Origin of the sequence: Cupriavidus sp. BIC8F (genome assembly GCF_032465815.1) — a bacterium.
GTDB lineage: Bacteria > Pseudomonadota > Gammaproteobacteria > Burkholderiales > Burkholderiaceae > Cupriavidus > Cupriavidus necator.
This window is the reverse complement of the sequence record NZ_CP136094.1, coordinates 456046-480223: the sequence shown is the minus strand read 5'-3', so window position 1 is coordinate 480223 and position 24178 is coordinate 456046. Positions and strand designations below refer to the sequence as shown.

20 protein-coding genes, 1 other RNA gene and 1 pseudogene are annotated in these 24178 nt (G+C 69.4%); 12 read left to right on the top strand and 10 right to left on the bottom strand.

What is annotated here, in order from left to right; translation table 11 throughout:
• Nucleotide 1: 1 nt before the first annotated feature.
• The 3 genes from ssrS to RS901_RS02180 form a co-directional block, all read right to left on the bottom strand.
• Nucleotides 2–219, bottom strand: a non-coding RNA gene (ssrS, locus tag RS901_RS02190) — 6S RNA.
• Between the two features lie 267 nt (nt 220–486).
• Nucleotides 487–819 (bottom strand): cell division protein ZapA, encoded by a 333-nt coding sequence (locus RS901_RS02185; RefSeq protein ID WP_316151239.1) that lies wholly within the window; start codon nt 817–819, stop codon nt 487–489.
• On the bottom strand, nt 816–1136 hold the full coding sequence (locus RS901_RS02180; RefSeq protein WP_010814920.1) for a hypothetical protein: 321 nt from the start codon (nt 1134–1136) through the stop codon (nt 816–818). The genes RS901_RS02185 and RS901_RS02180 overlap by 4 nt, the downstream gene beginning before the upstream one ends.
• A gap of 574 nt (nt 1137–1710) precedes the next feature.
• Between RS901_RS02180 and RS901_RS02175 the strand changes: the two genes are divergently transcribed.
• From RS901_RS02175 to RS901_RS02145, 7 genes and pseudogenes are all read left to right on the top strand, one after another.
• Nucleotides 1711–3645, top strand: coding sequence for a TonB-dependent receptor plug domain-containing protein (locus tag RS901_RS02175; RefSeq protein WP_316151235.1), 1935 nt, complete (start codon nt 1711–1713; stop codon nt 3643–3645).
• Nucleotides 3646–3660: 15 nt separating this feature from the next.
• Complete coding sequence (locus RS901_RS02170; protein ID WP_316151234.1) at nt 3661–4668, top strand: iron ABC transporter permease; 1008 nt, start codon at nt 3661–3663, stop codon at nt 4666–4668.
• Entirely contained in the window at nt 4665–5507 is an 843-nt protein-coding gene (locus RS901_RS02165) for an ABC transporter ATP-binding protein (RefSeq protein WP_316151233.1), read from the top strand. Before RS901_RS02170 ends, RS901_RS02165 begins: the two co-directional genes overlap by 4 nt.
• Nucleotides 5500–6130, top strand: a pseudogene (gene cobO / locus RS901_RS02160) (cob(I)yrinic acid a,c-diamide adenosyltransferase). The gene RS901_RS02165 and the pseudogene cobO overlap by 8 nt, the downstream one beginning before the upstream one ends.
• A 33-nt stretch (nt 6131–6163) precedes the next feature.
• Entirely contained in the window at nt 6164–7204 is a 1041-nt protein-coding gene (gene cobT, locus RS901_RS02155) for a nicotinate-nucleotide--dimethylbenzimidazole phosphoribosyltransferase (protein ID WP_316151232.1), read from the top strand.
• Nucleotides 7201–8025 (top strand): adenosylcobinamide-GDP ribazoletransferase, encoded by an 825-nt coding sequence (locus RS901_RS02150; RefSeq protein ID WP_316151231.1) that lies wholly within the window; start codon nt 7201–7203, stop codon nt 8023–8025. The genes cobT and RS901_RS02150 overlap by 4 nt, the downstream gene beginning before the upstream one ends.
• Nucleotides 8010–8591: a histidine phosphatase family protein gene (locus tag RS901_RS02145; protein ID WP_316151230.1), complete on the top strand. Its 582-nt coding sequence runs from the start codon at nt 8010–8012 to the stop codon at nt 8589–8591. The genes RS901_RS02150 and RS901_RS02145 overlap by 16 nt, the downstream gene beginning before the upstream one ends.
• Here RS901_RS02145 and RS901_RS02140 read toward each other — a convergent pair whose 3' ends face one another.
• From RS901_RS02140 to cobU, 4 genes are read right to left on the bottom strand one after another with little or no spacing between them, the layout of a single operon-like run.
• On the bottom strand, nt 8592–9497 hold the full coding sequence (locus RS901_RS02140) for a cobalamin-binding protein (RefSeq protein WP_316151227.1): 906 nt from the start codon (nt 9495–9497) through the stop codon (nt 8592–8594). It abuts the gene before it with no gap.
• Between the two features lie 18 nt (nt 9498–9515).
• Entirely contained in the window at nt 9516–10535 is a 1020-nt protein-coding gene (cobD, locus tag RS901_RS02135) for a threonine-phosphate decarboxylase CobD (RefSeq protein WP_316151225.1), read from the bottom strand.
• The gene (locus RS901_RS02130) at nt 10532–11506 is read right to left on the bottom strand and encodes a CobD/CbiB family cobalamin biosynthesis protein (protein ID WP_316151223.1); all 975 of its coding nucleotides are present in this window, start codon (nt 11504–11506) and stop codon (nt 10532–10534) included. The genes cobD and RS901_RS02130 overlap by 4 nt, the downstream gene beginning before the upstream one ends.
• A complete protein-coding gene (gene cobU / locus RS901_RS02125; RefSeq protein WP_316153353.1) occupies nt 11500–12195 on the bottom strand; it encodes a bifunctional adenosylcobinamide kinase/adenosylcobinamide-phosphate guanylyltransferase in 696 nt (231 codons plus the stop codon). The genes RS901_RS02130 and cobU overlap by 7 nt, the downstream gene beginning before the upstream one ends.
• Nucleotides 12196–12237: 42 nt before the next feature.
• Between cobU and RS901_RS02120 the strand changes: the two genes are divergently transcribed.
• A complete protein-coding gene (locus tag RS901_RS02120) occupies nt 12238–13758 on the top strand; it encodes a cobyric acid synthase (RefSeq protein ID WP_316151221.1) in 1521 nt (506 codons plus the stop codon).
• A 132-nt stretch (nt 13759–13890) separates the two neighbouring features.
• Nucleotides 13891–15084, top strand: coding sequence for a PepSY-associated TM helix domain-containing protein (locus tag RS901_RS02115; RefSeq protein WP_316151220.1), 1194 nt, complete (start codon nt 13891–13893; stop codon nt 15082–15084).
• Nucleotides 15085–15133: 49 nt separating this feature from the next.
• Here the strand turns inward: RS901_RS02115 and panC are convergent, their stop codons facing one another.
• The 3 genes from panC to RS901_RS02100 form a co-directional block, all read right to left on the bottom strand.
• A complete protein-coding gene (gene panC, locus RS901_RS02110) occupies nt 15134–15982 on the bottom strand; it encodes a pantoate--beta-alanine ligase (RefSeq protein ID WP_316151218.1) in 849 nt (282 codons plus the stop codon).
• 203 nt (nt 15983–16185) lie between these two features.
• A complete protein-coding gene (locus tag RS901_RS02105; RefSeq protein ID WP_013957794.1) occupies nt 16186–17070 on the bottom strand; it encodes a segregation and condensation protein A in 885 nt (294 codons plus the stop codon).
• Between the two features lie 31 nt (nt 17071–17101).
• Nucleotides 17102–17293, bottom strand: a complete 192-nt coding sequence (locus RS901_RS02100; protein ID WP_013957793.1) for a DUF3460 family protein — start codon at nt 17291–17293, stop codon at nt 17102–17104.
• 167 nt (nt 17294–17460) lie between these two features.
• Here RS901_RS02100 and RS901_RS02095 point away from each other — a divergent pair, with 167 nt between their 5' ends.
• From RS901_RS02095 to bamE, 3 genes are read left to right on the top strand one after another with little or no spacing between them, the layout of a single operon-like run.
• Entirely contained in the window at nt 17461–19263 is a 1803-nt protein-coding gene (locus tag RS901_RS02095; RefSeq protein ID WP_316151214.1) for an autotransporter assembly complex family protein, read from the top strand.
• A 40-nt stretch (nt 19264–19303) separates the two neighbouring features.
• Nucleotides 19304–23452 (top strand): translocation/assembly module TamB domain-containing protein, encoded by a 4149-nt coding sequence (locus RS901_RS02090; RefSeq protein ID WP_316151213.1) that lies wholly within the window; start codon nt 19304–19306, stop codon nt 23450–23452.
• Between the two features lie 43 nt (nt 23453–23495).
• Nucleotides 23496–24044: an outer membrane protein assembly factor BamE domain-containing protein gene (gene bamE, locus RS901_RS02085; protein WP_316151212.1), complete on the top strand. Its 549-nt coding sequence runs from the start codon at nt 23496–23498 to the stop codon at nt 24042–24044.
• Nucleotides 24045–24178 lie beyond the last annotated feature (134 nt).

Sequence of the window (24178 nt, the reverse complement as noted above, 5' to 3'; positions counted from 1 at the left end):
GGGGGTCCCCGCCTTGGCCGCTGGGTCGGCATCCTGAACCCAAGTGAGGTTCAGAGTGGCTGCGGAAGTCGCATTTCGGGTACATCATCCACTCAGGGAGTCCAAGCCAGGCCCGGACTATGAATGCGACGACGCGCTCGCCCACGCGACATGATCCCGCACCATGCAATGCATATCGGTTCAAGGAGTTTATGACCCTCACGAACCAGGCAGGGAAACTGTCAAACGTCTGACTCTCCAGGCGCATCATCGTGCCCGGAAAACCGGATCCGCGTGCGGGATGTCAGACGTTTGCCGTTTCTGACTAGGATGGGATGAAAACGGCGGCCGGGCGCGATAACCTGGCCTGTCAGCTGCACTTCTGTGGTGCCTCGTGCAGTCTGGCTACACTATACACTGCGTTGCAGGGCATACCAAGTCCACTCGCGCGTATCGTTACATTTTGCGCGGCAGCGCGGCATCCGCAGCACATCCCTCCGTCATTGCTCAGCCGCGCGTACCGGTGCCCACGTGCGCATATTGCCGCAGGGCCTCGTCGGCGCGGTCGTTGAGTTCGCGGATGCGCGCGCGGATGGCGTCCACCGGGATCGCGCCCTCGGCCTGCTGCTTGCGCTGCAGGTTCAGCAGGTCCGAGGCGATGCTGATGGCGGCCATGACCGCCACGCGCTCCACGCCCTTGGCCGCGATGCCGTTGCGCAGCTTGTTCATTTGCGTGTCGACCAGGGCCACGGCTTCGAGCAGCGCGGCCTCGTTCTCGGGCGCGATGGCAAAGCGGTAGGGCTGGCCGGCGATATTGACTTCGACTTGCTTGTTGCTCATGCGTGTTCTCCGGGGGCCTTGTGCGGCTCGGCGTCCTGCGCCGCAGCCTCTTCGCCGAGCAGGTCGAGCTGGCGCGTGTCGCTGGCGGTCGGCAGCTTGTCAAGGATGGACTGGATGCGCAGCTGCGCTTCCTCGATCTTGATATTGAGCAGTTCGCGGTCGGCGGCCATGGCCTCGCGCTCGCCGCGCAACTGCGCGGCTTCGCCCTCCAGCCGGGCGATCTCGTCGCGCAGCCGCTGGTTCTCCGCCGCCAGGGTGTCCGCATGGTGCAGCACGCGCCCGATCTTGGCGGCCAGTTGTTCGAGTTCGGTGAGCATAGGGCCTGTCATGATGGGAGAAGTGTCAGGTATCGCGATTCTAGCCGATGCGCCGGCTTGCACAATGCGGAGGAAAGGGTTTGTGACCGGCGACCCGCGTGGAAGTTGCAGGCTTCTGCACCTAAAACGCCACCAGAGTTGTGACAAAGCACTACTGGCAGCCGCGTTGACGCGGGGGGCGAAACGCCCTAGACTCGCGCACGTTCCAGGTGCTCGCCCTTTTCGTCCCTGGCGAAAGGGCAGTTCAACGGGAAACAGGGAGCCTGGGCCGGCTGCGCGCCGGACAGGCCAACCTGTGCTGCCCCCGCAACGGTAAGCGACCGCGGTGCGCATCTGCCAGACCCCGACATAGCCGACTGCCGGCAACGTCGCTGGCAAGGCCGGATCCCATTCCCGGCCACATGCCCCGCAGGACCGGCCACACGCCACTGAACCGCAGGTTCGGGAAGGCACCGGCCCAGTGTCGCCAGCCCGGATACCGGCCTGAACGCGGGCTGCCGCCCGTGCGCGGCACGCCTCTCGCCATATGGTCCGCGGGGGAACGGGCCCGGCCGTTCCTATCCAGTCCTGCATCATGCGTTCATCGCTCCACAGGTCGACCCGCCCGGCAACCCCGGCGGTGCGTCCGTCCGTGCCCGCCATCCTGGCGGCCATCGCCTCGTTCACCCTGGTTCCGGCCACTTCGTTCGCGCAAGCGGCCGACAGCGGCACCGCGCAGCTCGCGCCGGTGGTGGTCACCTCCACCCGCACTGCGCAAGCCATTACCGAGGCGCTGCCTCACACCACGGTGGTCACGCAGCAGGACATCGTCAATTCGCAGGCACCCGACCTGCGCACGCTGCTGCGCAACCAGGCCGGCGTGGAGTTCTCGACCAACGGCGGCATGGGCAGCAATACCTCGCTGTTCATGCGCGGCGCCAACTCCAACCAGACGCTGATCCTGATCGACGGCGTGCGCGTGTCGGCGGCCAGCAGCGGCACGGCACAACTGGCCAATATCCTGCCGGACCAGATTGACCATATCGAGGTGGTGCGCGGCAACGTGTCGGCGCTGTACGGCTCGGACGCGATCGGCGGCGTGGTGCAGATCTTCACCAAGAGCGGCGCGGGGCAGGCACCGGCGGCCAACGCGCAGGTGGAATACGGCAGCAACAACACGCGCCAGGGCACGGTGGGCTACGGCGGCCAGGTCGGCGACACGTCGTTTAACCTGACCGGCTCGGCGTTCAAGACCGATGGCTTCTCGGCAATCAATGCCAGCCAGTGGAACCGTGACAATCCTGCAGCGGCGGGGCGAGGCAGAGGGCCGAATCCCAATGACAACCCGTACGAGAACCAGAGCCTGTCAGGCCAGGTGAAGCATCGTTTTGGTGCCGACTGGGATGCGGGCGTCAGCGGCTATTATTCCAAGAGCAAGCTGTCCTTCGACAACACCTTTGGCCGTCCCACTGACGACAACCGGACAGACAGCGAGCTGTACACGGTGCAGGGCTTTGTCAACGGCAAGCTCATGCCGGACTGGACCACGCACTTCAAGCTGGCGCAGAGCGAAGACCGCGGCGACACCTTCCTCAACGGCACGCAAAACGGCGCCTTCCATACCCGCAACCGCCAGTTCAACTGGCAGAACGAGTACGCCCTGGCTGCCACCCACACGCTGCTGTTAGGTACCGACTACCTGCAGCAGGCGCTTGATGCCAACAGCTTCGGCACTGCCTTTGGCCCGACCCGCAATGTGTTTTCCGTGTTCGGCGGCTATGACGGCCGTTTTGGCAAACACCAGTTGCAGCTCAATGCCCGAAACGACCACTACTCGGACTTTGGCAACCAGGGGAGCTTCTTCGCCGGCTACGGCTACAACCTGACCGACGCGCTCAAGCTGATCGCCAATGTCAGCAATGCTTTCCGTGCGCCGACCTTCAACGAGCTGTATTTCCCCGGCTTCGGCAATCCCAACCTGCAACCCGAGCGCGCCAAATCCGCCGAAGCGGGCTTGCAGTACAACACTGCGAGCGCAGGGCTGTTGCGCGTGACAGCCTTCGAAACCCGCTACGATAACCTGATCGTCAACGTGACGCAGCCCAATGGTCTGCTCGCGCCCCAGAATGTCAACAAGGCCAAGGTGCAGGGCATCGAGGCATCGTGGCGTGCCACCTTGTACGGCACCGACGTGGGTGCCAGCGTGACCTTCCAGAACCCGGTCGACGAGCAGACCAACACCCAGCTGTTGCGCCGGGCACGCCGCCACGCCGCGCTGGACGTGGGCCGCAACTTCGGCAACTGGCGCTTCGGCGGCGAGTGGCTGGTGTCGTCCTCGCGCATGGATACCGGCTCGCGCAAGCTGGGCGGATACGGTATCGTCAACCTGAACGCCCGCTACAACATCGACAAGCAATGGTTCATCGCCGCCCGCGTCGAAAACCTGTTCGACAAGGATTACCAGCTCGCCTACCCCTACAACACGCAGGGGCGCGCGGGCTTCATCACGCTGGGCTGGCGCCAGCGATGAGCGCACGGGCGCGCCATGTCTGAGTTCCGGCGCGCCCTGGCGATCTGGCTGGTGCTGGCGCTCGCGGCGCTGCTGGCGTTCGCGTTGTCGCTGGCGCTGGGCAGCGTGTCGCTCGATGCGCGCGAGCTCTGGCTTGCGCTCAGCGGAACCGACACCGGCACCGCCGCAGCGATCGTGCGCGAACTGCGGCTGCCGCGCGCGGCAGCGGCGTTTGCCTGCGGCGGGCTGCTGGCCCTGTCCGGCGCGCTGATGCAGGTGCTGCTGCGCAACCCGCTGGCCGAGCCCTATGTGCTGGGCGTATCGGGCGGCGCCTCCACCGCCGCGCTGCTGGCCATGCTGCTGCTGGCGCCGTGGTGGGGCGTGCAGGCCGCCGCCGCCGTCGGTGCACTGGGGGCGATGGTGCTGGTGGCGTCGCTGGCGCGGCGCGACCTGCTGCATCCGCAGGTGCAGGGCGGCCACCGCGAGGCGGGCGCCCGGCTGTTGCTGACCGGCGTGATCTTGGCCGCGGGCTGGGGCGCGGTCATTACCCTGATCCTTTCCATTGCGCCGGAGTCGCGCCTGCGCGGCATGCTGTTCTGGCTGACCGGCGACCTGAGCGGCACCGCCGCCTACGGCGGCGCGCTGGCCATGCTGGTGGTGGCGCTGCTGCTGGCCATGCCGATGGCGCGCGCGCTCAACGTGATGCTGCTGGGCGAGACCGTGGCGCAGTCGCTGGGCGTGCGCGTGGGCCGCGTGCGGCTGGCGACCTTCCTGCTGGCGTCGCTGTGCATTGCCGCGGCCATCACCACGGCGGGCTCGATCGGCTTTGTCGGGCTGGTGGTGCCGCACCTGGTGCGCCTCGCCTGGGGCAACGACCAGCGCCTGCTGCTGCCGGCCGCCACGCTGCTGGGCGGGGCGCTCTTGATGGCCGCCGACCTGATCGCACGCACCGTGATTGCGCCCGCGCAACTGCCGGTAGGCGTGATCACCGGGCTGCTGGGCGTGCCGACCTTCCTCTACCTGCTGCTGCGGAGGCCGCGATGAGCCAGGCCCCGCACTGGTCCCATCCACTCACTGTCTGTCCGCAGCTCGTGCTGCGCGATGTGAAGCTGCGTACCGGCCAGCGTGTGCTGGTGGATCGCCTGACGATGACCATCGGCGCGGGGCAGCTATGGTGCATTGCCGGGCCCAACGGCGCCGGCAAGTCCACGCTGATGACGGTGCTGGCAGGCCTGCGCCACGCCGATGGCGGCAGCGCAGAGATCGACGGCACCGCGGCGGCGCAGATCGCGCCGGCGGTGCTGGCGCGCCAGCGCGCCTACCTGCCGCAGGCCGTGCATGACACCTTCTCGATGTCGGTGCAGGATGCCGTGCGCGTGGGGCGGCATCCGCACCTGTCCGGCTGGGGATGGACCGGGCGCGAGGACGACCGCATCGTGCACGAAGTGATCCGCGCGATGGATATTGAGGCGCTGGCCGCGCGCGATGTGCTGACCCTGTCCGGCGGCGAGCGCCAGCGCGCCTCGCTGGCCGCGGCGCTGGCGCAGCAGGCGCCGCTGCTGCTGCTGGACGAACCGGTTTCGCACCTGGACCTGCGCCACCAGATCCTGGTGCTGGAACAGCTGGCCGCGCTGGCCCGGGCCGGGCGCCACGCCATCGTGGTGATCCTGCACGACCTGACGCTGGCGCTGCGCTACGCCACCCATGCCCTGCTGATGGCAGAAGACGGCACTACGCTGCATGGCACTGCCGCCCAGGTGCTGACCCCTGAACACTGCTCGCGCGCGCTGCGCACCGCCATCGTCAGCGTCACCGACGGCGCGCATACCGCGCTGATTCCCGACGGCGCCGCCCCACCCACACCCGACACACGCCATGACTGATAGCCAGAACCCGCCTGCAGAAGACCCGGACCGCGATGCCCGCCACAAGGCGCGCATGGAGCGCAAGAAAGAAGTCGTTGACGCCAGGATTGCCGCCGCGCAGGATGAGCGCGGCGTGATCGTCATCACCGCCGGCAATGGCAAGGGCAAGTCCAGCTCGGGCTTCGGCATGGTGGTGCGCGCGCTCGGCCACGGCATGCGCACCGGCGTGGTCCAGTTCATCAAGGGCGCGCAGCCCACCGGCGAGGAGATGTTTCTGCGCCGCTTCCCGGACGAGTGCGCCTTCCACGTGATGGGCGAGGGCTATACCTGGGAAACGCAGGACTGTGCCCGCGACGTGGCCAAGGCCGAGGCTGCCTGGGAAGTGGCGCGCGGCATGCTGCGCGACCCCGGCATCGGCCTGGTGCTGTTCGACGAACTGAACATCGCGCTCAAGCTGCACTATCTTGATGTGGAGCAGGTCATTGCCGACCTGCGCGCGCGCGCCGATGCAGCACGTGGTCATCACCGGCCGCGGCGCGCCGCCGGCGCTGGTGGAGGCGGCCGACACTGTCACCGACATGACGCCGGTCAAGCATGCCTTCCAACAGGGCATCAAGGCGCAGCGCGGCGTCGAGATGTAGCCGCATCCTTTTGAAATACAAGGTCAAAGCACCATGCAGTTTCCGGAAATTACTCCCCTCGACGATGCCCTGCGCCCCGTGCTGCAGGCCGCCATCGACGACAAGACCAAGCCGCTCGGCGCACTGGGCCGGCTGGAATCGCTGGCCCTGCAGCTGGGCCTGATCCTCGGCACGGCGCGGCCGGAGTTGCAGCGCCCGACGGTGATCGTGTTTGCCGCCGACCATGGTGTAGCCGACGCCGGCGTCAGCGCCTATCCGGCCGAGGTCACCGCGCAGATGGTGCACAACTTCCTGGCTGGCGGCGCGGCGATCAATGTGTTCTCGCGCCAGCACGGCATTGCGCTGGAGATCGTCGACGCGGGCGTGCGCGTGCCGCTGCCGGCGACACCGGGCCTGGTCAACTGCCGCATTGCCGACGGCACCCGCAACTTCGCCGTCGAACCCGCGATGACGCCGGAGCAGGCCGCCGCGGCGATGACGGCCGGCATGGCGCGCGTGCTGCGCCATGCGCAGCAGGGCTGCAACGTGATCGGCTTCGGCGAGATGGGCATTGCCAATACCTCGGCGGCCGCCTGCCTGATGCAGCGGCTGACTGGCCTGCCGCTGGCAGACTGCATCGGGCGCGGCACCGGGCTGGACGATGCCGGCCTCGCGCGCAAGCGCGAGGTGCTGGAGCGCGCGCTCGCGTTGCATGCCGATGTGCAGGCGCCGCTGGACGTGCTGGCCACCTTCGGCGGCTTCGAGATCGCGATGATGGCAGGCGCCTTCCTGGCCGCCGCCGCGAGCCGCATGGTGATCCTGGTCGATGGCTTTATCGCCACGGCCGCGCTGCTGGTGGCGCAGCGCCTGGACCCCAACGTGCTGCAGTACTGCGTGTTCACGCACTGCTCGCATGAGCGCGGCCACCGTGCGCTGCTGGACCAGTTCGGCGCCGCGCCGCTGCTGGCGCTGGACCTGCGCCTGGGCGAGGGCACGGGCGCGGCGCTGGCGTGGCCGTTGCTGGCCTCGGCGGCGGCGTTCCTGAACGAAATGGCGACCTTCAGCGGCGCCGGCGTCAGCACCGCCTCGCCATGAGCGTGCCGTCCGACCCGGTGCCTGCACAAGGCGGCTCCGCCGGCGTGGCCGGCGAGCTGCGCTATTTCCTGACGGCGCTGGGCTACTTCACGCGCGTGCCGCTGCCGGGCTGGCTGGCGCGCTGGGCCGGATTCGAACCGCATTACCTGCACGCCGCCGCGCGCTACTTCCCGCTGGTCGGGCTGCTGGTGGGCGGCGTGGGCGCGCTGGTCACCTGGGGCGCAATGCTGTGGTGGCCACCCGGCGTGGCCGTGCTGCTGGGCATGGCCGCCACGCTGCTGCTGACCGGCGCCTTCCATGAAGACGGCCTGGCCGATTGCGTCGATGCCTTCGGCGGCGCGTGGCAGCGCGAGGACGTGCTGCGCATCATGCATGACTCGCGCATCGGCGCGTTCGGTGCGATCGCGCTGGTGGTGGCGCTGCTGCTCAAGTGGCAGTTGCTGGTGGCGATTGCGGGGCGCGGCGGGTTGATGGTGCTGCTGGCGGTGATCGTCGCCGCGCACGCCGCCAGCCGCGCGATGGCGGCCAGCTATCTGGCCACGCTGACCTACGTGCGCCCGGAAGGCAAGGCCAAGCCGGTGGCGCAGAAGCTGGCCGGCGCGGGGCTGGCGTTCGCGCTGCTGTGCGGGCTGGTGCCGCTGTGGCTGGTGTCGCCGTGGTTCTGCGCGACGGCAGTGGTCGCGCTGCTGGGTCTGCGCCTGCTGCTTGGCCGCTACTTCGTGCGCCGCATCGGCGGCTATACCGGCGACTGCCTGGGCATGGCCCAGCAGTGCGCCGAGATCCTGCTCTACCTGGTGGCCGCGGCATGGATGTGGTCCTGATCCGCCATGCACAGCCCCAAGTGCCGGCGGGCACCTGCTATGGCTGCCTCGACCTGCCGCTGGTGGCGCCGCTGACGCCTGCGGCGGCACGGATCGCCGCGGGCCTGCCCACACCGGATCGCATTGTCGCCAGCCCGCTGGCGCGCGCGCTCGGCACCGCGCAGGCGCTGGTGCAGATGTTGCCGGGCGGCGTGCCGGCCATCGACACCGAACCCCGGCTGCGCGAAATCGACTTCGGCAGCTGGGAGGGCGTGGCCTGGGATGCGATCGACCGCGCCGCGCTCGACCAGTGGGCGGCCGACCTGCTGCACGCGCGCCCGCATGGCGGGGAAGCACCGGCGCAGGCGATGGCGCGGGTTGCCGGCTGGGCCGCAACGCTGGCGGAGGACCGCGCGCAATGCCTGTGGGTGGTCGGCCATGCCGGCCCGATGCGCATGCTGGCCGCGCACTGGCTGGGCGTGCCGCTGGCGGCGACGGTCAAGTGGGAGTTGGGCTTCGGTGCCAGTTGCGGCTTCACGCTGGGGCCGGGCGGTGTCCGCCTCGGCTGGTGGAACCGCGCCGCCTGATCAGCGTGCGGGACGGCGCTTGCGCGCCGTGTCGAGGTCCTTGCAGATCAGCTCGGCGCCTTGCACCACGCGCGGACCGGCGCGGTTGACCAGGTCTCCGTCGATCACGAACAGGTTGTTGCGCGCCACCGCCGTGACCTGCTTCCAGCGCCGCCACATCTCAAAATCCGGCAGCGGCTGGTCCGAGCGCGTGGCGCCCATGCCCGCCGTCAGCATCGCTTCCGGGTTGCCCGCGATCACCGCTTCGACCGACACGGTCGGCACCAGCGGCGTCTCGGCCGCGAACAGGTTGCGCCCGCCGCACAGCGCCAGCATGTCGCTGACCAGGTGCTGGCCGTTGAGCGTCATCAGCGGCTGCTGCCAGACCTGGTAGAACACCGTCACCGGCGGGCGTGCCGCGTAGGTCTTGCGCAGCGTCTCCACCTGCTGGCGGAAGCCGTCGGCAGCGCGTCGCGCGGTGGCTTCGGTGCCCAGCAGCGTGCCGAGCTTCTCAATGTTCTCAGGAATCGCTGCCAGCCTGCGCGGCTCGCTGTAGAACAGCGGGATGCCGAGCGCGCGCAGGCGGTCGGTCTGCTTCTGCGCATTGCCGTGGCGCCAGACCACGATCAGGTCGGGCTTGAGCGCGGCGATGCGCTCCAGGTCCAGCGCCTTGTTGTCGCCCACGCGCGCGATCTCGCGCGCCTGCGGCGGGTAGTCGCTGTAGCTGACCGTGCCGACGATGCGCTCGCCGCCGCCGGCCGCGAAGATCATTTCCGTGACGTGCGGCGCCAGCGAGATCACGCGGCGCGCGGGCTGCGCCAGCGTCACGGTCTGGCCCGAGTCGTCGACGGCAGACACCGCGGCGGCGGCGGGCAGGGCTGCCAGCAGCAGCGTGGAAGCGATAACGGGCGTCAGGCGGTTCAGCATGGGATCGGGGAAAGTGGTTCAGGCAGTGGCCGCGGCCACTGCCGCGTCCAGCCGCTGCCAGGCGTGTGGCTGGTCCGGCGGCAGGCCCAGGCGCAGGCTCGGCGGGCAACCGCCGGCGGCGTCGAAGTAGCGGGTCCAGACGCCTTGTTGCGCGAGCGCGTGGTGCAGCCGCGCGGCGTCGTCATGCGGCACCCAGCAGAACAGCGGATGCATCACCGGCGCCAGGCCGTGGCGGTCCAGCAGCGTGGCCAGCTTCGCGCCGCATGCTTGCAGCCGCGCGCGGGTGGCATCCTGCCAGCCGTGGTCGGCCAGCGCATGCCGCGCGACTTCGCGTGCCGGGCCCGATACGGTCCAGTGGCCCAGGCGCTCGCGCAGCGCGTCCAGCAGTGCCGGCTGCGCCAGCACGAAGCCGCAGCGGATGCCGGCCAGGCCATAGAACTTGCCGATCGAGCGCAGCACCACCAGGCCGGCCTTGCCGCTGTGCGCGGCTACCGAGCCATCGGGCAGGCAGTCGATGAAGGCTTCATCGACCAGCAGCGTGCCGCCGCGCGCCGCCAGCTTCGCGTGCCAGCGCAGCAGCGTGGCGGCGGGCAGCATGCGGCCGGTCGGGTTGTTCGGGTTCACGACGACGAGATGGTCGAGCTCGTCGGCCAGCGCCGCCTGCGCGAAGGCCGCTTCATCCAGCGGCGCCACCGCATGGCCCGCGGCAGCGAAGGCCGGCGCGTATTCGCTGTAGCCGAGCGCGGCGATGCCGACGCGGCCCGGGCGCAGCAGACCCGGCAGCGTGCGGATGGCGGCCTGCGAGCCGGCGACGGGCAAGGCCTGCGGCGCGCCGCAGGCCTGTGCGGCCAGCTCGGCCAGTCCGTCGTCATCCTGCGGCAGCCGTTGCCACGCTTGCGCAGGCAGGGCCGGCACCGGATAGCCGTCGGGATTGATGCCGGTGGACAGGTCGAGCCAGTCGCAGGCGGGGCGGCCGTAGCGGCGCACCGCGGCAAGCAGGTCGCCGCCGTGGCGGATCGGGGGCAGGGGGGTGCTCATGTCGGCGTGGCAAGCGCAAGGACGGCCAGCGCGCTGGCACATGCCAGCGCCAGCCACAGCCACAAGGTGCGCTCGACCAGCCGCAGGCAGGCCATCACGTGCGCGGCTTGCGGCGCGGGGCCAGCGCCCAGCGGCGGGCGTTGCTCGATCTCGCCGTGATAGCGCGCCGGGCCGCCGAGCCGCACGCCCACCGCACCGGCGCCCGCGGCCATCACGGGGCCGGCATTGGGACTCGACCATGCCGGGGCCTGTGTGCGCCAGCAATGCAGCGCCTGCGCGGTGGCGCCGAGCAGCGCATAGGACAGCGCGGTCAGGCGCGCGGGCACGAGGTTGAGCCCGTCGTCGATGCGCGCCGCGGCCCAGCCGAAATACAGCAGCCGCGGCGTGCGGTAGCCCCACATCGCATCGAGCGTATTGGCAAGCCGGAACACGATCACGGCGGGCGCGCCGCCGACCAGGAACCAGAACAGCGCCCCGAAGACCGCGTCGTTGCCGTTTTCCAGTGCCGACTCACACGCGGCACGGGCCAGGGCTTCAGCATCGGCATCGGTGGTGTCGCGCGAGACGATGCGCGCGGTCAGCGCGCGCGCGGCAGGCAGGTCTGCCGCGGCAAGGGCGGCGGCGATCGGGGCGATATGCTGGTGCAGGCTGCGCGCGCCGAGTGCGGCGTACAGCGCCACCGCATGCAGCGCCAGGGCGGCAACAGGATGCAGGCTGGCCGCAGCGTTGACCAGCGACCATGCGAGCGTTGCCGGCACCAGCACCAGCACACACCAGCCGGCGAGACCGGCAAGGCGCTGGCGCCAGGGCGCACCGCGGTGCGGCGCAGGGTTGAGCCGCCGCTCAAGTGCGGCAGCGATGCGGCCGAAGCCCACCAGCGGATGCCAGCGGCGCGGCTCGCCCAGCCAGCGGTCCAGCAGAACGCCCGTCAGTGCCGCTGCCACGCATGCCGGCCAGGCCAGCATCAGCATGTGGGATCGACGCCCTTCACCGCAACCGGAATGCCTGCCACCATCAGCCGCACGCAGTCGGCGGCGGCGGCCAGCTTCTGGTTGAGGCGGCCCAGTTCATCGACATAGAAGCGGGTGATGGCGCCCATCGGGATCACGCCGAAGCCGATCTCGTTTGAGACCAGGATCACATGGCCCGGCAGCGTGGGCAGCGCGGTGAGCAGCGCTTCGATTTCTTCGGTGAAGGCATCCGGCGGCGTAATCACGCCATGCTCAGGGTACGTGCGGCTGTCGGGGAAGATCAGGTTGTTCATCCACAGCGTCATGCAATCCACCAGGATGCAGCCGTCGTGGCGCGCGTTGGCGTAGAGCGCATCGGCCAGGTGCACCGGCTCTTCCACCAGGCGCCAGTCGGCGGGGCGGCGGGCGCGGTGCAGGGCGATGCGGACCTCGAGCTCCTGGTCGGCGTGCGCCGGGTCCTGGTGCGCGGTGGCGATGTAGGTGACCGGGCCGCCGGTGACGGTGGCATGGTCGGTGGCGAGCTGTTCCGCGTAATGGCTCTTGCCGGAACGCGCGCCGCCCAGCACCAGGGTGAGCTGGCGGTTACCGTGTCCGCCGGCGGCACGCGGCTGGGTGGCGGTGCCGGGGGCGGAGGCGGGTGCGATGGCCGGGGTTTCCATCCGCGTATTGTAGCCGCCGCATCCGGGCATCGCACGCGGGGTTGTTGCAGGCACCGGTGCGATAATCCGCCAATGCAAACCGACTCCTCGCAATCCCTGACGCCGGGTGCCCTGCGCGGCACGCTGATGGTCCAGGGCACGACTTCCGATGCCGGCAAGAGCACCATCGTGGCCGGCCTGTGCCGGGTGCTGGCGCGTGCCGGCACGCACGTGGTGCCATTCAAGCCGCAGAACATGGCGCTGAACAGTGCGGTCACCGCCGACGGCGGCGAGATCGGCCGCGCGCAGGCGCTGCAGGCACAGGCCGCGCGGCTGGCACCGCATACGGACATGAACCCGGTGCTGCTCAAGCCCAGCAGCGACACCGGCGCGCAGGTGATCATCCACGGCCGCGCGCGGCTGGACCTGGATGCGCGCGCCTACCATGCCTACAAGCCCGAGGCGATGAAGGCCGTGCTGGCTTCGCACACGCGCCTGGCGCAGGCCTATGAGGTGGTGCTGGTGGAGGGCGCGGGCAGCCCGGCCGAGATCAACCTGCGCGAGCGCGACATCGCCAACATGGGCTTTGCCGAGCGCGTCGACTGCCCGGTGGTGCTGGTGGCGGACATCGACCGCGGCGGCGTGTTTGCGCACCTGGTCGGCACGCTCGACTGCCTGTCCGACAGCGAACGCGCGCGCGTGACCGGCTTCATCATCAACCGCTTCCGCGGCGATATCGGCCTGCTGGAGCCGGGACTGGACTGGCTGGCCGCGCGCACCGGCAAGCCGGTGTTCGGCGTGCTGCCCTACTTGCACGGCCTGCATCTGGATGCCGAGGACGCCATCATCGGCACGCAAGCGGACAAGGCTGGCACGTCGGCGCAGCGCCTGCGCGTGATCGTGCCGGTGCTGCCGCGCATCGCCAACCATACCGACTTCGACGCGCTGCGCGCGCACCCGCAGGTGGACCTGCAGTTTGTCGGGCCCGGCATGCCGATCCCGCCCGCGGACCTGGTGGTGCTGCCCGGCAGCAAGAACGTGCGCGGCGACCTGGACTTCATCCGGGCCAATGGCTGGGACGCGGCGCTGGCCCGGCACTTGCGCTACGGCGGCAAGCTGATCGGGATCTGCGGCGGCATGCAGATGCTGGGGCGGCAGGTGCACGATCCCGAGGGGCGCGAAGGCCCGGCCGGCAGCAGCGCGGGGCTGGGCTGGCTGGATTTCGAGACCACGCTGGCGGCAGAGAAGCAACTGCGCCAGGTTGGCGGCCGGCTGGCGCTGGATGAGGCCGGTGCGCCGGTGCGCGGCTACGAGATCCACCTTGGCGTCACCACGGGCGCGGGGCTGGAGCAGCCGGCCCTGTGGCTCGACCGCGGCGACGGCACGGTGCGGCCCGACGGCGCGCGCTCGGCCGACGGCCAGGTGCTGGCCACCTATGTCCACGGCCTGTTCGACGAGCCCGCCGGCTGTCAGGCGCTGCTGCGCTGGGCGGGGCTGGACGGCGCCCAGGAGGTGGACCTCGATGCACTGCGCGAAGCATCGATCGAGCGGCTTGCCGACACCTTGACCGCGCACCTGGACCTGGATGCGATGCTGGCGCCGCTGCGGCGCTGACGCATGCAGCACGGCCGCCTGGCGGGGCCCTGTTAGAATCGCGAATCTTTCGCATTTGCATTCTGCGTGAAGGTGGCTTGTGCGCCATATTCCACGCATGGCAGCGTCCGCTCAACGTACTTCAGCCCCCACATGGTCACCGGCCGCCTGCGCGTCGTCCTCGTCAAACTGCACCTGTATATCGGCCTGAGCCTTGGCCTGCTGTTCGTCCTGTTGGGGCTGACCGGCATGACCATCGCCTGGCGCGAAGAACTGGATGCCTGGCTCAACCCTGACCTGCTGGTGGCGTCCGCGCCGATGACGGGGCCGGTGTCGCCGGCCACGGTCCAGGCAGTGACCGAGCGGCTGGCTGCGCCCGCCTACGGCAAGCCCAACCTGTTGATGCTGCCGGCCCATGCGGACGGCGTCTTTATCGCCTGGTACCCGGTCAAGGGGCCCGACGGCGTGGTGCCGGGCCGCTCGCGCCAGGTGATGGTCGATCCGGTCACGCTTGCGGTGAAGGGCGAGCGGGTCTGGGGCGAAGCGGGCCTGTCGCGCCGGCTGTTGCTGCCCACGCTGTTCCACCTGCATCGCTACCTGCTTAGCGGCGACACCGGCAAGACCATCACCGGCGTGGCCGGCATGCTGCTGTTGCTGACCACGCTGGTGGGCGTGGCGGTGTGGTGGCCCAGGCTGAAGCTGCGCTCGGTGGTTCAGGCGTTCCGCATCACCCACGGCGGCTCGTGGTCGCGCTTCAACTATTCGCTGCATCGCGCGGGCGGCATTCTGGCCGCGCCGGTGCTGGCCACCATTGCCTTTTCCGGCTGGTACCTGAACCTGCCGAAGTGGGTGACACCGATGGTGGCGGGCGTAATGACTGTGACGCCGCCGGTGAAGCATGTCTCGGCACCGGCGCCTGCCGGGGCCCGGCCGCTGGGCGTGGGCGAGATCATGGCGGCGGCGCAGGCCCAATACCCGCAAGCCCAGGTGACCCGCATCAGCTTCCCGCGCAAGCCGGGCGACGCGTTCGAGATACGGCTGCGCCAGCCCGGCGAGGTGCGCAAGGATACCGGTGCTACGCGGCTATGGCTCGATGCCTGGAGCGGCAAGCCGCTGGGCGTGCGTGATCCGCAGGAGGCGCCGGCGGGCGACACGCTGCTGAACTGGCTGTTCCCGCTGCATACCGGCGAGGCCTTCGGGCTACCGGGGCGGGTCTTCATCACGCTGTTCGGACTGACGCCGCTGGCGTTTGCCGTGACCGGCGTGCTGATCTGGTGGAAGCGGCGGCGGGGGCACCAGCGGCATGTGGTGAAGGCCGCACAACGCTCCGGCATGCGCCGGGCATGAAAAAAGCAGGCCGGCGGCCTGCTTTTTTTGTCTGGTGCGGCGGCGCCGCTCAGATTTCCAGGTTGTCGATCAACCGGGTCGCGCCCAGCTTGGCGGCCGTCAGGATCACCAGCGGCTCGCCGGCAAGGAATTCCTCGCGCGTCGGCGCCTGCAGGTCGACGCGCTTGCGGATCGACACGTAGTCCGGCTTCCAGCCGCGCCTGGCCAGCGATTCCTTCGCATTCGCCTCGACGGCAAGCAGGTCGGCCGCGGCGCGGTCGCTGCCCAGCACGGTGTCGCGCACATCATGCAGCGTGCGGTACAGCACCGGCGCCTCGGCGCGCTCGTCGGGGCCCAGGTAGCGGTTGCGCGACGACAGCGCCAGGCCGTCTTCGGCACGGATGGTTTCGGCGGGGATGATGTCGATCGGCAGGGCAAACTGCTGCACCATGCGGCGCACAATCATCAGCTGCTGGTAGTCCTTCTTGCCGAATACCGCCACGCGCGGCTGCGCGCACGAGAACAGCTTCATCACCACCGTGCACACGCCCTTGAAGAAACCGGGGCGGAACTCGCCTTCCAGGATGTCGCCCAGGTCATGCGGCGGCTCGACGCGGTATTCCTGCGGCTCGGGGTACATGTCGCGCTCGGACGGCGCAAACAGCACGTAGACGCCTTCCTTCTGCAGTTTCTCGATATCGTCCTGCAGCGTGCGCGGGTACTTGTCGAAATCCTCGTTCGGGCCGAACTGCAGGCGGTTCACGAAGATCGATGCCACCACCGGGTCGCCGTGCTGGCGCGCCAGGCGCATCAGCGACAGGTGGCCTTCGTGCAGGTTGCCCATGGTGGGGACGAAGGCAGCGCGGTTCTGGCCGCGCAGTTGGTCGCGCAGCTCTTGGATGGAGGAAATGACTTTCATCTGCCTTGGTGTGCTGGTCGTGATAGGTGTGACCCGGGCGCCGGTCCATCGAGGGGCGGCACATGGACTACCGGTCTTGGCCTTCTGTCGGGCGTGGGGCCTTCGGGCACTTGCCGTCGGGGCCTGCGCCGTGGGCCGTTGGGCCGGCTGTCGGCGGATTGTAGAACAAGTGGGACAGGGCCGGACCCCGCACCGCGGGTGGGTCAGGTCGGGCTGTACGCCAATCGCACATAAATTGGTGCGAACGGTTCGGCCTGGGTGATCTCCACCAGCGCTTCGCGCGACAGCTCGAGCATGGCGATAAAGTTCACCACCACCACCGGCACGCCCTTGCCAGAGCGCACCGCGTCCTCGAACAGCTCGGAGAATTCCATGAAGCGCGAGTGCTGCAGCCGGCGCAGGATCTGGCTCATGTGTTCGCGCACCGACAGTTCCTCGCGCGAGATCTTGTGGTGCTGGTTGAGCTTGGCGCGCTTGAGCACATCGGCCCAGGCGGACTGCAGGTCCACGGTTTCCACTTCGGGGAAGCGCGGCGCCAGGCTCTGCTCGATATACACCTGCGAGCGCAGGAAGTCGCGGCCCAGCTGCGGTACCGTATCCAGGCGCTGCGCGGCCAGCTTCATCTGCTCGTATTCCAGCAGGCGGCGAACCAGTTCGGCGCGCGGGTCCTCAGCCTCATCGTCGCTGTCGGCCTTCTTGACCGGCAGCAGCATGCGCGACTTGATCTCGATCAGCATGGCCGCCATCAGCAGGTATTCGGCGGCCAGCTCAAGGTTGGTCTTGCGGATCTGCTCGATGTAGGACAGGTACTGTCGGGTGACCTGCGACATCGGGATGTCGAGGACATTGAAGTTCTGCTTGCGGATCAGGTACAGCAACAGGTCCAGCGGGCCCTCGAAGGCTTCCAGGAAGATCTCGAGCGCGTCCGGCGGGATGTACAGGTCCTGCGGCAGCTTGAACAGCGGCTCGCCGTAGAGGCGCGCGAAGGCCATCCCGTCGACCATGTCGGCCGGGCCGGCCGCAACGGCCGGGGCCACGGCCGGCAGCTCGACGGGCAGCGGCAGCTTGTCCTGGTCGCCTGCGCTCATGGGCGGCGTGCGCTCGCGGGGGCGGCGGGAATCAGTTGTCCTGCGAGTAGACGTATGGCTTCTGCGCCACGCGCGAAGCTTCGGCGCGGGCGCGCTCTTCCAGGTCGATCGGGGACTTGTCCCACAGCAGGGCACGGCCGTCGCGCTGCTCGGCCTCCAGCGTCGGGCGCTCTTGCTTGAGCTGCTTCAGGAACTGGGTGATTTCGGATTCGTAGATGGCCATGTTCAACCGTGATGCGCCCGCACGGGCGCCAGATGGGTGCAGTGGGCCACGATTTTACAGTATCGGCCCCCCGGAATGCATCCAGGCCGGGTGCAGGGCGCCGGAAAGTTCCGGGCATAAGGCCGGGTGTGGTCAAATACCGACTTTGTATGTGTGGACAATCGGCGATGCCGCAAGACACCGCTATTACCGCTGACTCCGCTGGCCGCGCGCGCGTGGCCGTTCGCGTACTGGCCGCGCTTGGCGCGGTGCTGGCGCTGGCGGCCGGCCCGGCCCGCGCCGCCTACGAGGTCGAAGTCGAGGCACCCAAGCCGATCCGCGAAATGCTGGAAGAGCATCTCGACCTGGCACGCTACAAGGACCGCGCCGACCTCTCGTCGGACCAGCTCGACTATATGGTCGAGACCGTCGGCGAGCAGGTGCGGGCGCTCACCTCCACCGAGGGCTACTTCGACCCGACCACCACCACCCGCGTGGAAGGCGAGGGCGACAAGCGCGTGGTTCACGTGATGGTCGACCCCGGCGCGCGCACGCTGATCCGCAATGTCGACGTCCAGGTGACGGGCCCGGCAGCCACGCGCTCGCCCGAACAGGTGGCCGAGATGCAGGCCAAGTGGGGACTGCCGGTGGGTGAGCCGTTCCGGCAGGGCGACTGGGACAAGGCCAAGGAAGACGCGCTGGTCACGCTGCAGAGCCACAACTACTATGGCGCGCGCCTGGCCGCGTCGCAGGCGCGCGTGGAGCCGGACGACCAGCGCGCGGACCTGTCCGCGCATTACGCCAGCGGCCCGGCCTACCTGCTGGGGCCGCTGAAGGTGACTGGCACGCGCCGCTATCCGGAACAGATCATCTACAACGTCAACCCGCTGAGCGAGGGCGAGCCGTACCGCGTGGAGCGGCTGCTGGAGCTGCAGCGCGCGATCCAGAACCAGCCGTACTTCTCCAATGTGCAGGTCGACCTGGAACCGCCGCCGGACGCCGACAAGGCGGCTGACGGCGTGGTGAGCTCGCCAGTCCTGGTGCGCGTGCGCGAATATCCGGCGCACCGGCTCAACAGCGGCGTGGGCTTTACCACCGACACCGGCGCGCAGATCGAAGGCCGCTATTCGTACTACAACCTGTTCAACCGCGCCTGGACCTTCGACTCGCAGGCGCGGCTGGAGCAGAAGCGCTCCTATCTGTTCGCCGAGACCGCGATGCCGCCGGACAGGGGCAACTACCGCAACAGCGTGTACAGCAGCTACGAGCGCACCATCGATATCGAGAACACCGACACCACCAGCCTGCGCGCGGGCCTGAAGCGCTCGCGCTCGCGCGAGAAGTACGACGTGACGACGTCGCTCGATTTCTACTACGACAAGCTGCTGCCGGAGGGCCAGGCCGCCCAGATCAGCAAGGCGCTGGTGCCGGCCTTTGCGTGGACGCGGCGCGACGTCGACAATCCCGTGTTCCCGCGCCGCGGCAACGTGATCAGCACCCAGATCGGGGTGGCCGCCAAGGGTTTCCTCAGCGATGCCACCTTCCTGCGGCTGTACGGCCGTATCCGCCAGTACATACCGGTGGGCAAGCGCGACCTGGTGGTGGCACGGCTGGAACTCGGTGCCGACCTGACCGGCGACAGCTCCAGCCAGATCCCGGCCACGCTGCGCTTTCGCGCCGGCGGCACCGATTCGATCCGCGGCTACAGCTACCAGTCGATCGGCACGCCCAGCGGCTCCAGCATCTTGCCGGCCAAGTACCTGGGCACCGGCAGCCTGGAGTACCAGTACTGGTTCAAGCCGGACTGGGGCGTGGCGGTGTTCTGGGATCTCGGCACTGCCGCCGACAACCTGCGCGGCGTGACCATCTACAACGGCGTGGGCGTCGGCGTGCGCTGGCGCACGCCGGTGGGCCCGCTGCAGCTGGACCTGGGCTACGGCATCCAGGCGCAGCAGTTCCGGCCACATATCTCGCTGGGGGTGGCGTTCTGATGCGGCACCCTTGTCTTCCCCGCCTGACCCGGATGCCGGCATGAGCGCCCACGATCTGCCTTCGGTGCCCGGCGGCGATTCGGCCCAGACTCCGACCCCGCCCGCGCCGCGCAAGCGCCGGTGGCTGTGGCGCGTGCTGGCCTGGCTGGCCGGCATCCTGCTGCTGCTGATGGTGGCGCTGGTGGCGGCGGGCGTGGCGGCGCTGCGCACCGAGACCGGCACCCGCCACCTGTGGACGCTGGCCACGCGGCTGTCGGCCGGCATGCTCAGCGGCCGGCTGGAAGGCGGCACCGTAGCGCACGGCCTGCGCCTGCGCGACGTGGTGTTCGCCAGCGGCCAGACGCGCGTGGCGGTGGACCGCGTGGATGGCAACTGGGTGCTCAACTGGCAGGCGCGGCGCCTGCACCTGCAGTGGCTGCGCATCGGCAAGGCCGAAGTGAAGCTCGGTCCGTCGGAGCCGAGCACCGAGCCGATGCAGAAGCCCACGTCGCTCGAACTGCCGCTGGCCATCGATGTCGATTCCCTGACGCTTGAGCGGCTGTCGCTGCTGCAGGGCACGGCGCCCACGGCCGAGCCGATGGTGTTCAGCAACCTGGCCGGCGCGCTGCACAGCGACGGCCAGCGCCACCGCGTCAGCGTGGACAAGCTGGAAACACCGTACGGCAAGCTGGCGGCCAACGCCCAGCTGGGCGCACGCGCCCCGTTCGCGCTCAGCGCCGAAGCCTTGCTGGAAAGCAGCTGGCAGGATGAGGCCTTTGCCGTCAATGCCACCGCCAAGGGCAACCTGGACGCGCTGCGTGCCGAGCTGCAGGCCAGCGGCGACAGCATCCACCTGCGCGCCGGCGTCGACCTGACGCCGTTCGGCAAGGTGCCGTTCACGCACCTGCTGGTCGATGGCGATCGCATCAACCCGCGCCTGTTCAGCCCGTCGGCGCCACAGGCCAACCTGACCGTGCATGCCGAGCTGCGGCCGGTGGACGGCGTGGCGGCGGGTGCCGGCGCGCAGGCGGCCAGCGCCGTGGCGGCATCGGCTCCCCCGGCGGCATCGGGTGTATCCGCATCCGCCCCTGCGACCGCGCCGGCGCCCGCACCGCTGGCTGTCGCCGGCGACATCGAGATCCGCAACCTGGAAGCCGGTCCGCTGGACAAGGAGCGGCTGCCGGTCCAGTCGGTGCGCGCCCATGTCGAGCTGAGCGAGATGGCACAGACGGTCTCGGACCTGCGCGTGGCGCTGGCCGGCAAGGCCGAGATCGCCGGCGGCGGTTCGCTGCGCGGCGGCCGAGGCGGTTTCGACCTGGACGTGCGCAGGCTGGACCCGGCTGCGCTGCATGGCTCGCTGACCAGCGCCAGCCTGTCCGGCCCGGTGGCGGTGCGGATGGAGCCGGGCCGGCAAAGCGTGGCGCTGGACTTGTCGGGCGGGCCGCTCAAGCTTTTCGCCGATGCCAGTATCGATGCCGAGGCGGTCACGCTGGCCACGCTGCGCGCCGCGGTGGGCCCGGGTTTGCTGACCGCGGAAGGCAAGCTCGGCCTGAAGGACAAGCAGCCGTTCAGCTTCAAGGGCAAGCTGGCCTCGTTCGATCCCTCGCGCCTGGCCAAGGTTGCCGCCGGCCGCATCAATGCGGATTTCACCGCGACCGGCGAGATCGCGCCGGAGCTTGGCGTGGCGCTGGATTTTGCCGTGCATGAGAGCGAATACGCGGGCCTGCCGATGACCGGCGGCGGCAAGGTGCGCCTGGCGGGCGAGCGGCTCTTGCCGAGCGAGGCCTCGCTGAGCATGGCCGGCAACCAGGCCAACCTGCGCGGCAGCTTCGGCGCGCGCGGCGATGCGCTCAAGCTGGCGGTCGATGCGCCGCAGCTGGAGCGGCTCAAGTTTGGCGTGGCCGGCAAGCTCAAGCTCGACGCCACCATCACCGGCACGCTGAAGAAACCCGAAGTGGTGGCCGACTACAACGCGCAGGCGCTGGAAGTGGGCCCGCACAAGGTGGCCACTGCCAGCGGCCGCGCCGAGGTGCGCGGCGGGCTGGACGGCCCGCTCTCGGTGCAGCTGGCCGCGCGCGACTACCGCGGCCCGCAGGCAAGCCTGAGCACGCTCGATGCCACGCTCAACGGGACCCAGGCCAACCATACCTTCGACGTCAAGGCGGCCGGCAGCCTGCACCAGCGGCCATTGCAGCTGGCGCTGGCGGGGCAGGGCGCGTGGAAGGGCAAGGATGGCTGGAACGGCACCATCCGCACGCTGGAAGAGCGCAGCACCGTCAACCTGCGCCTGGCCGCGCCGACGCAGCTGCTGGTGGCCGACCAGCGCGTGCGCCTGGGCGCCGCGCGCCTGCTGCTGGACCGCGCCACGCTGGTGATCGACAGCCTGGACTGGGACCACGGCCGCATCCGCAGCGCGGGCAGCCTGGACGGCGTGCAGGTGGGCCATGTGCTGGAACTGATGGAAACCATCACCGGCGAGAAGCCGCCGGTGCGCTCCGACCTGGTCATCGACGGCCGCTGGAACCTGGCGCTGGCCGAGACCGCGACCGGCTTTGCCGAACTGCGCCGGCGCAGCGGCGACCTCTCGGTCAACGCCGGCCGGGGCTTCACCACGCTCGGCCTGGGCGAGACCAGCCTGCGCGCCGAGGCCGGCGGCAACCGCATCGCGCTGCGCGGCGGCATGGTGTCGGGCCGCATCGGCAAGGTGGTGGTGGACGCCTCCGCCGGCCTGGTGCAGGAGCAGGGGCTGCAGACCGTGGGCCCGGCCTCGACCCTGGGCGGCACGGTCACTGTCGACGTGCCGCGCCTGAAATCGCTGGAAGCGCTGACCGGCCCGCAGTACGCCTTCGACGGCAAACTGGCCGCGGCGATGCGCCTGGCCGGCACGGTCGGCGCGCCGCTGCTGACCGGCACCGTCGACGGCGACAACCTCGCCGTCACGCTGTACGACCTGGGCCTGCGCCTGACCGACGGCACCGTGCGCGTGGTGCTGGACCAGAACACGGTCGAGCTCAAGCACGTGGAATTCCATGGCGGCGACGGCAAGATCACGGCCACCGGCAACATCAAGCTGGGCGAGGCCGATCCCAACCTGACCGGCAAGATCGTCGCCGACAAGCTGCAGCTGTTCGCCAGCCCCGAGCGCACGCTGGTGGTCTCGGGCGACGCCAGCATCGCCAACGAGAACAAGCAGGTCGTGATCCGCGGCAAGATCCGCGTCGACCGCGGCCTGTTCGACCTGCCCAAGGCCGGCGCGCCGGTGCTGGGCGACGATGTGGTGGTGATCCGGCGCAAGGACCAGCGCGCCGTGAAGACTGCCGCCACGCCGGCGCCGGAGACCAAGCCGGCAAGCAAGTTCAGCCCGGTGATCGACCTGACTGTGGACCTGGGCAACAACTTCCGCTTCCGGGGCGCGGGCGCGGACCTGTTGCTGGCCGGCCAGATGGGTATCAAGAGCGAACCCCTGGCACCGATGAAGGCCACCGGCACGGTGCGCGTGACCGACGGCACTTATGAAGCCTTCGGGCGCAAGCTGGACATCGAGCGTGGCGTCCTTAACTTCAACGGCCCGATCGACAACCCGAACATGAACATCCGCGCCATGCGCCGCAACCAGGAAGTGGAGGCGGGCGTGGAGGTGACCGGCACGGTGCGGCTGCCGCGCGTGCGGCTGGTGTCGGAGCCCAACGTGCCGGAAGAGGATAAGCTCTCGTGGCTGATGTTCGGCTACGGCGCGGAAAGCGCCGGTGCCGGCCAGCAGCGCCAGCTGGGTGGCGCCGCGCTGGGCGGCGCGGCGCTGGGCATGATCGGCGGCAAGGCCGGCAAGGGGATCGTGCAGCATTTCGGCATCGACGAATTCTCGATCGGGCCCAGTACCGCGGGTCTCAATGACCAGCAGGTGGTCAGCATGGGCAAGGCCATTACCGACCGTATGTCGGTCGGCTATGAGCAGAGCCTGACATCGGCCTCGAACGTGGTGAAGCTGACCTGGCAGTTCTCGCGGCGCTGGTCGCTGATTGCCAAGGGCGGGTCCATCAACGGTTTGTCGGTGTTGTTCAACCGCCGTTTCGACAGCTGGGCGAACCTGTTCAGCGGAACCTCGGGTCGCAGCGGCACCAGTAGGAGCCAGCAGGATGAGAGCCAGCCAACCAGTCCCGACAGCGCGGCACAGGCAGCCTCGGCAGCCGTCGCCGAACCCGAGCGCCGCTGACGGGCGCCCCTCCACTTTCGCGTCGCCGCGACGCCTTGCCGCGATGGGACTCTTTGCCGCTTTGCTTGCGCTGTTCGGCTGCGACCAGCAGAAGGTCGATGAAGCCATGAAGAAGGCGGGCGACACCGCCCGCAACACCTGGAACGCGATCAAGCCCGACAGCGAGCTGTTCAAGGGCATCGTCCCCGGCCAGTCCACCGAGGAAGACCTGCGGCGCCAGGCCGGCAAGCCGGAGATCGTCTGGGAAGAGGCCGACGGCGGGCGCCGGCTGGAGTACCCGCGCGGCCCCGAGGGCACCACCACCTGGATGGCCACCATCAGCGCCGATGGCAAGGTCGCGAAGATCGAGCAGGTGCTGTCAGCCGAGAACTTCGCACGCGTGCGCGCCGGCATGAGCAAGGACGACATCCGCCGCCTGCTGGGCAAGCCCACCAAGGTGGAGGCATTTGCGCTGAAGAAGGAAGAGGTGTGGGGCTACCGCTGGATGGAAACCTCCACCGACAAGGCCTTCTTCAACGTGCATTTCAACAGCGACGGCACCGTCACCACGACCTCGCGAAGCGACGATCCGTCGAAGATGCAGGGCGGCTGACGCGTGCCCCGGCCCTTGGAACCCGTTTCAGAATGAAAAAGGGGACGCGTTCAAGCCAGGCGCGGCGCAGGCTAGGCGCGGGCCGCCGGCCTTGGTCATTCCAAGGTCAAGGCCCGCAACGACGCATGCGCCGC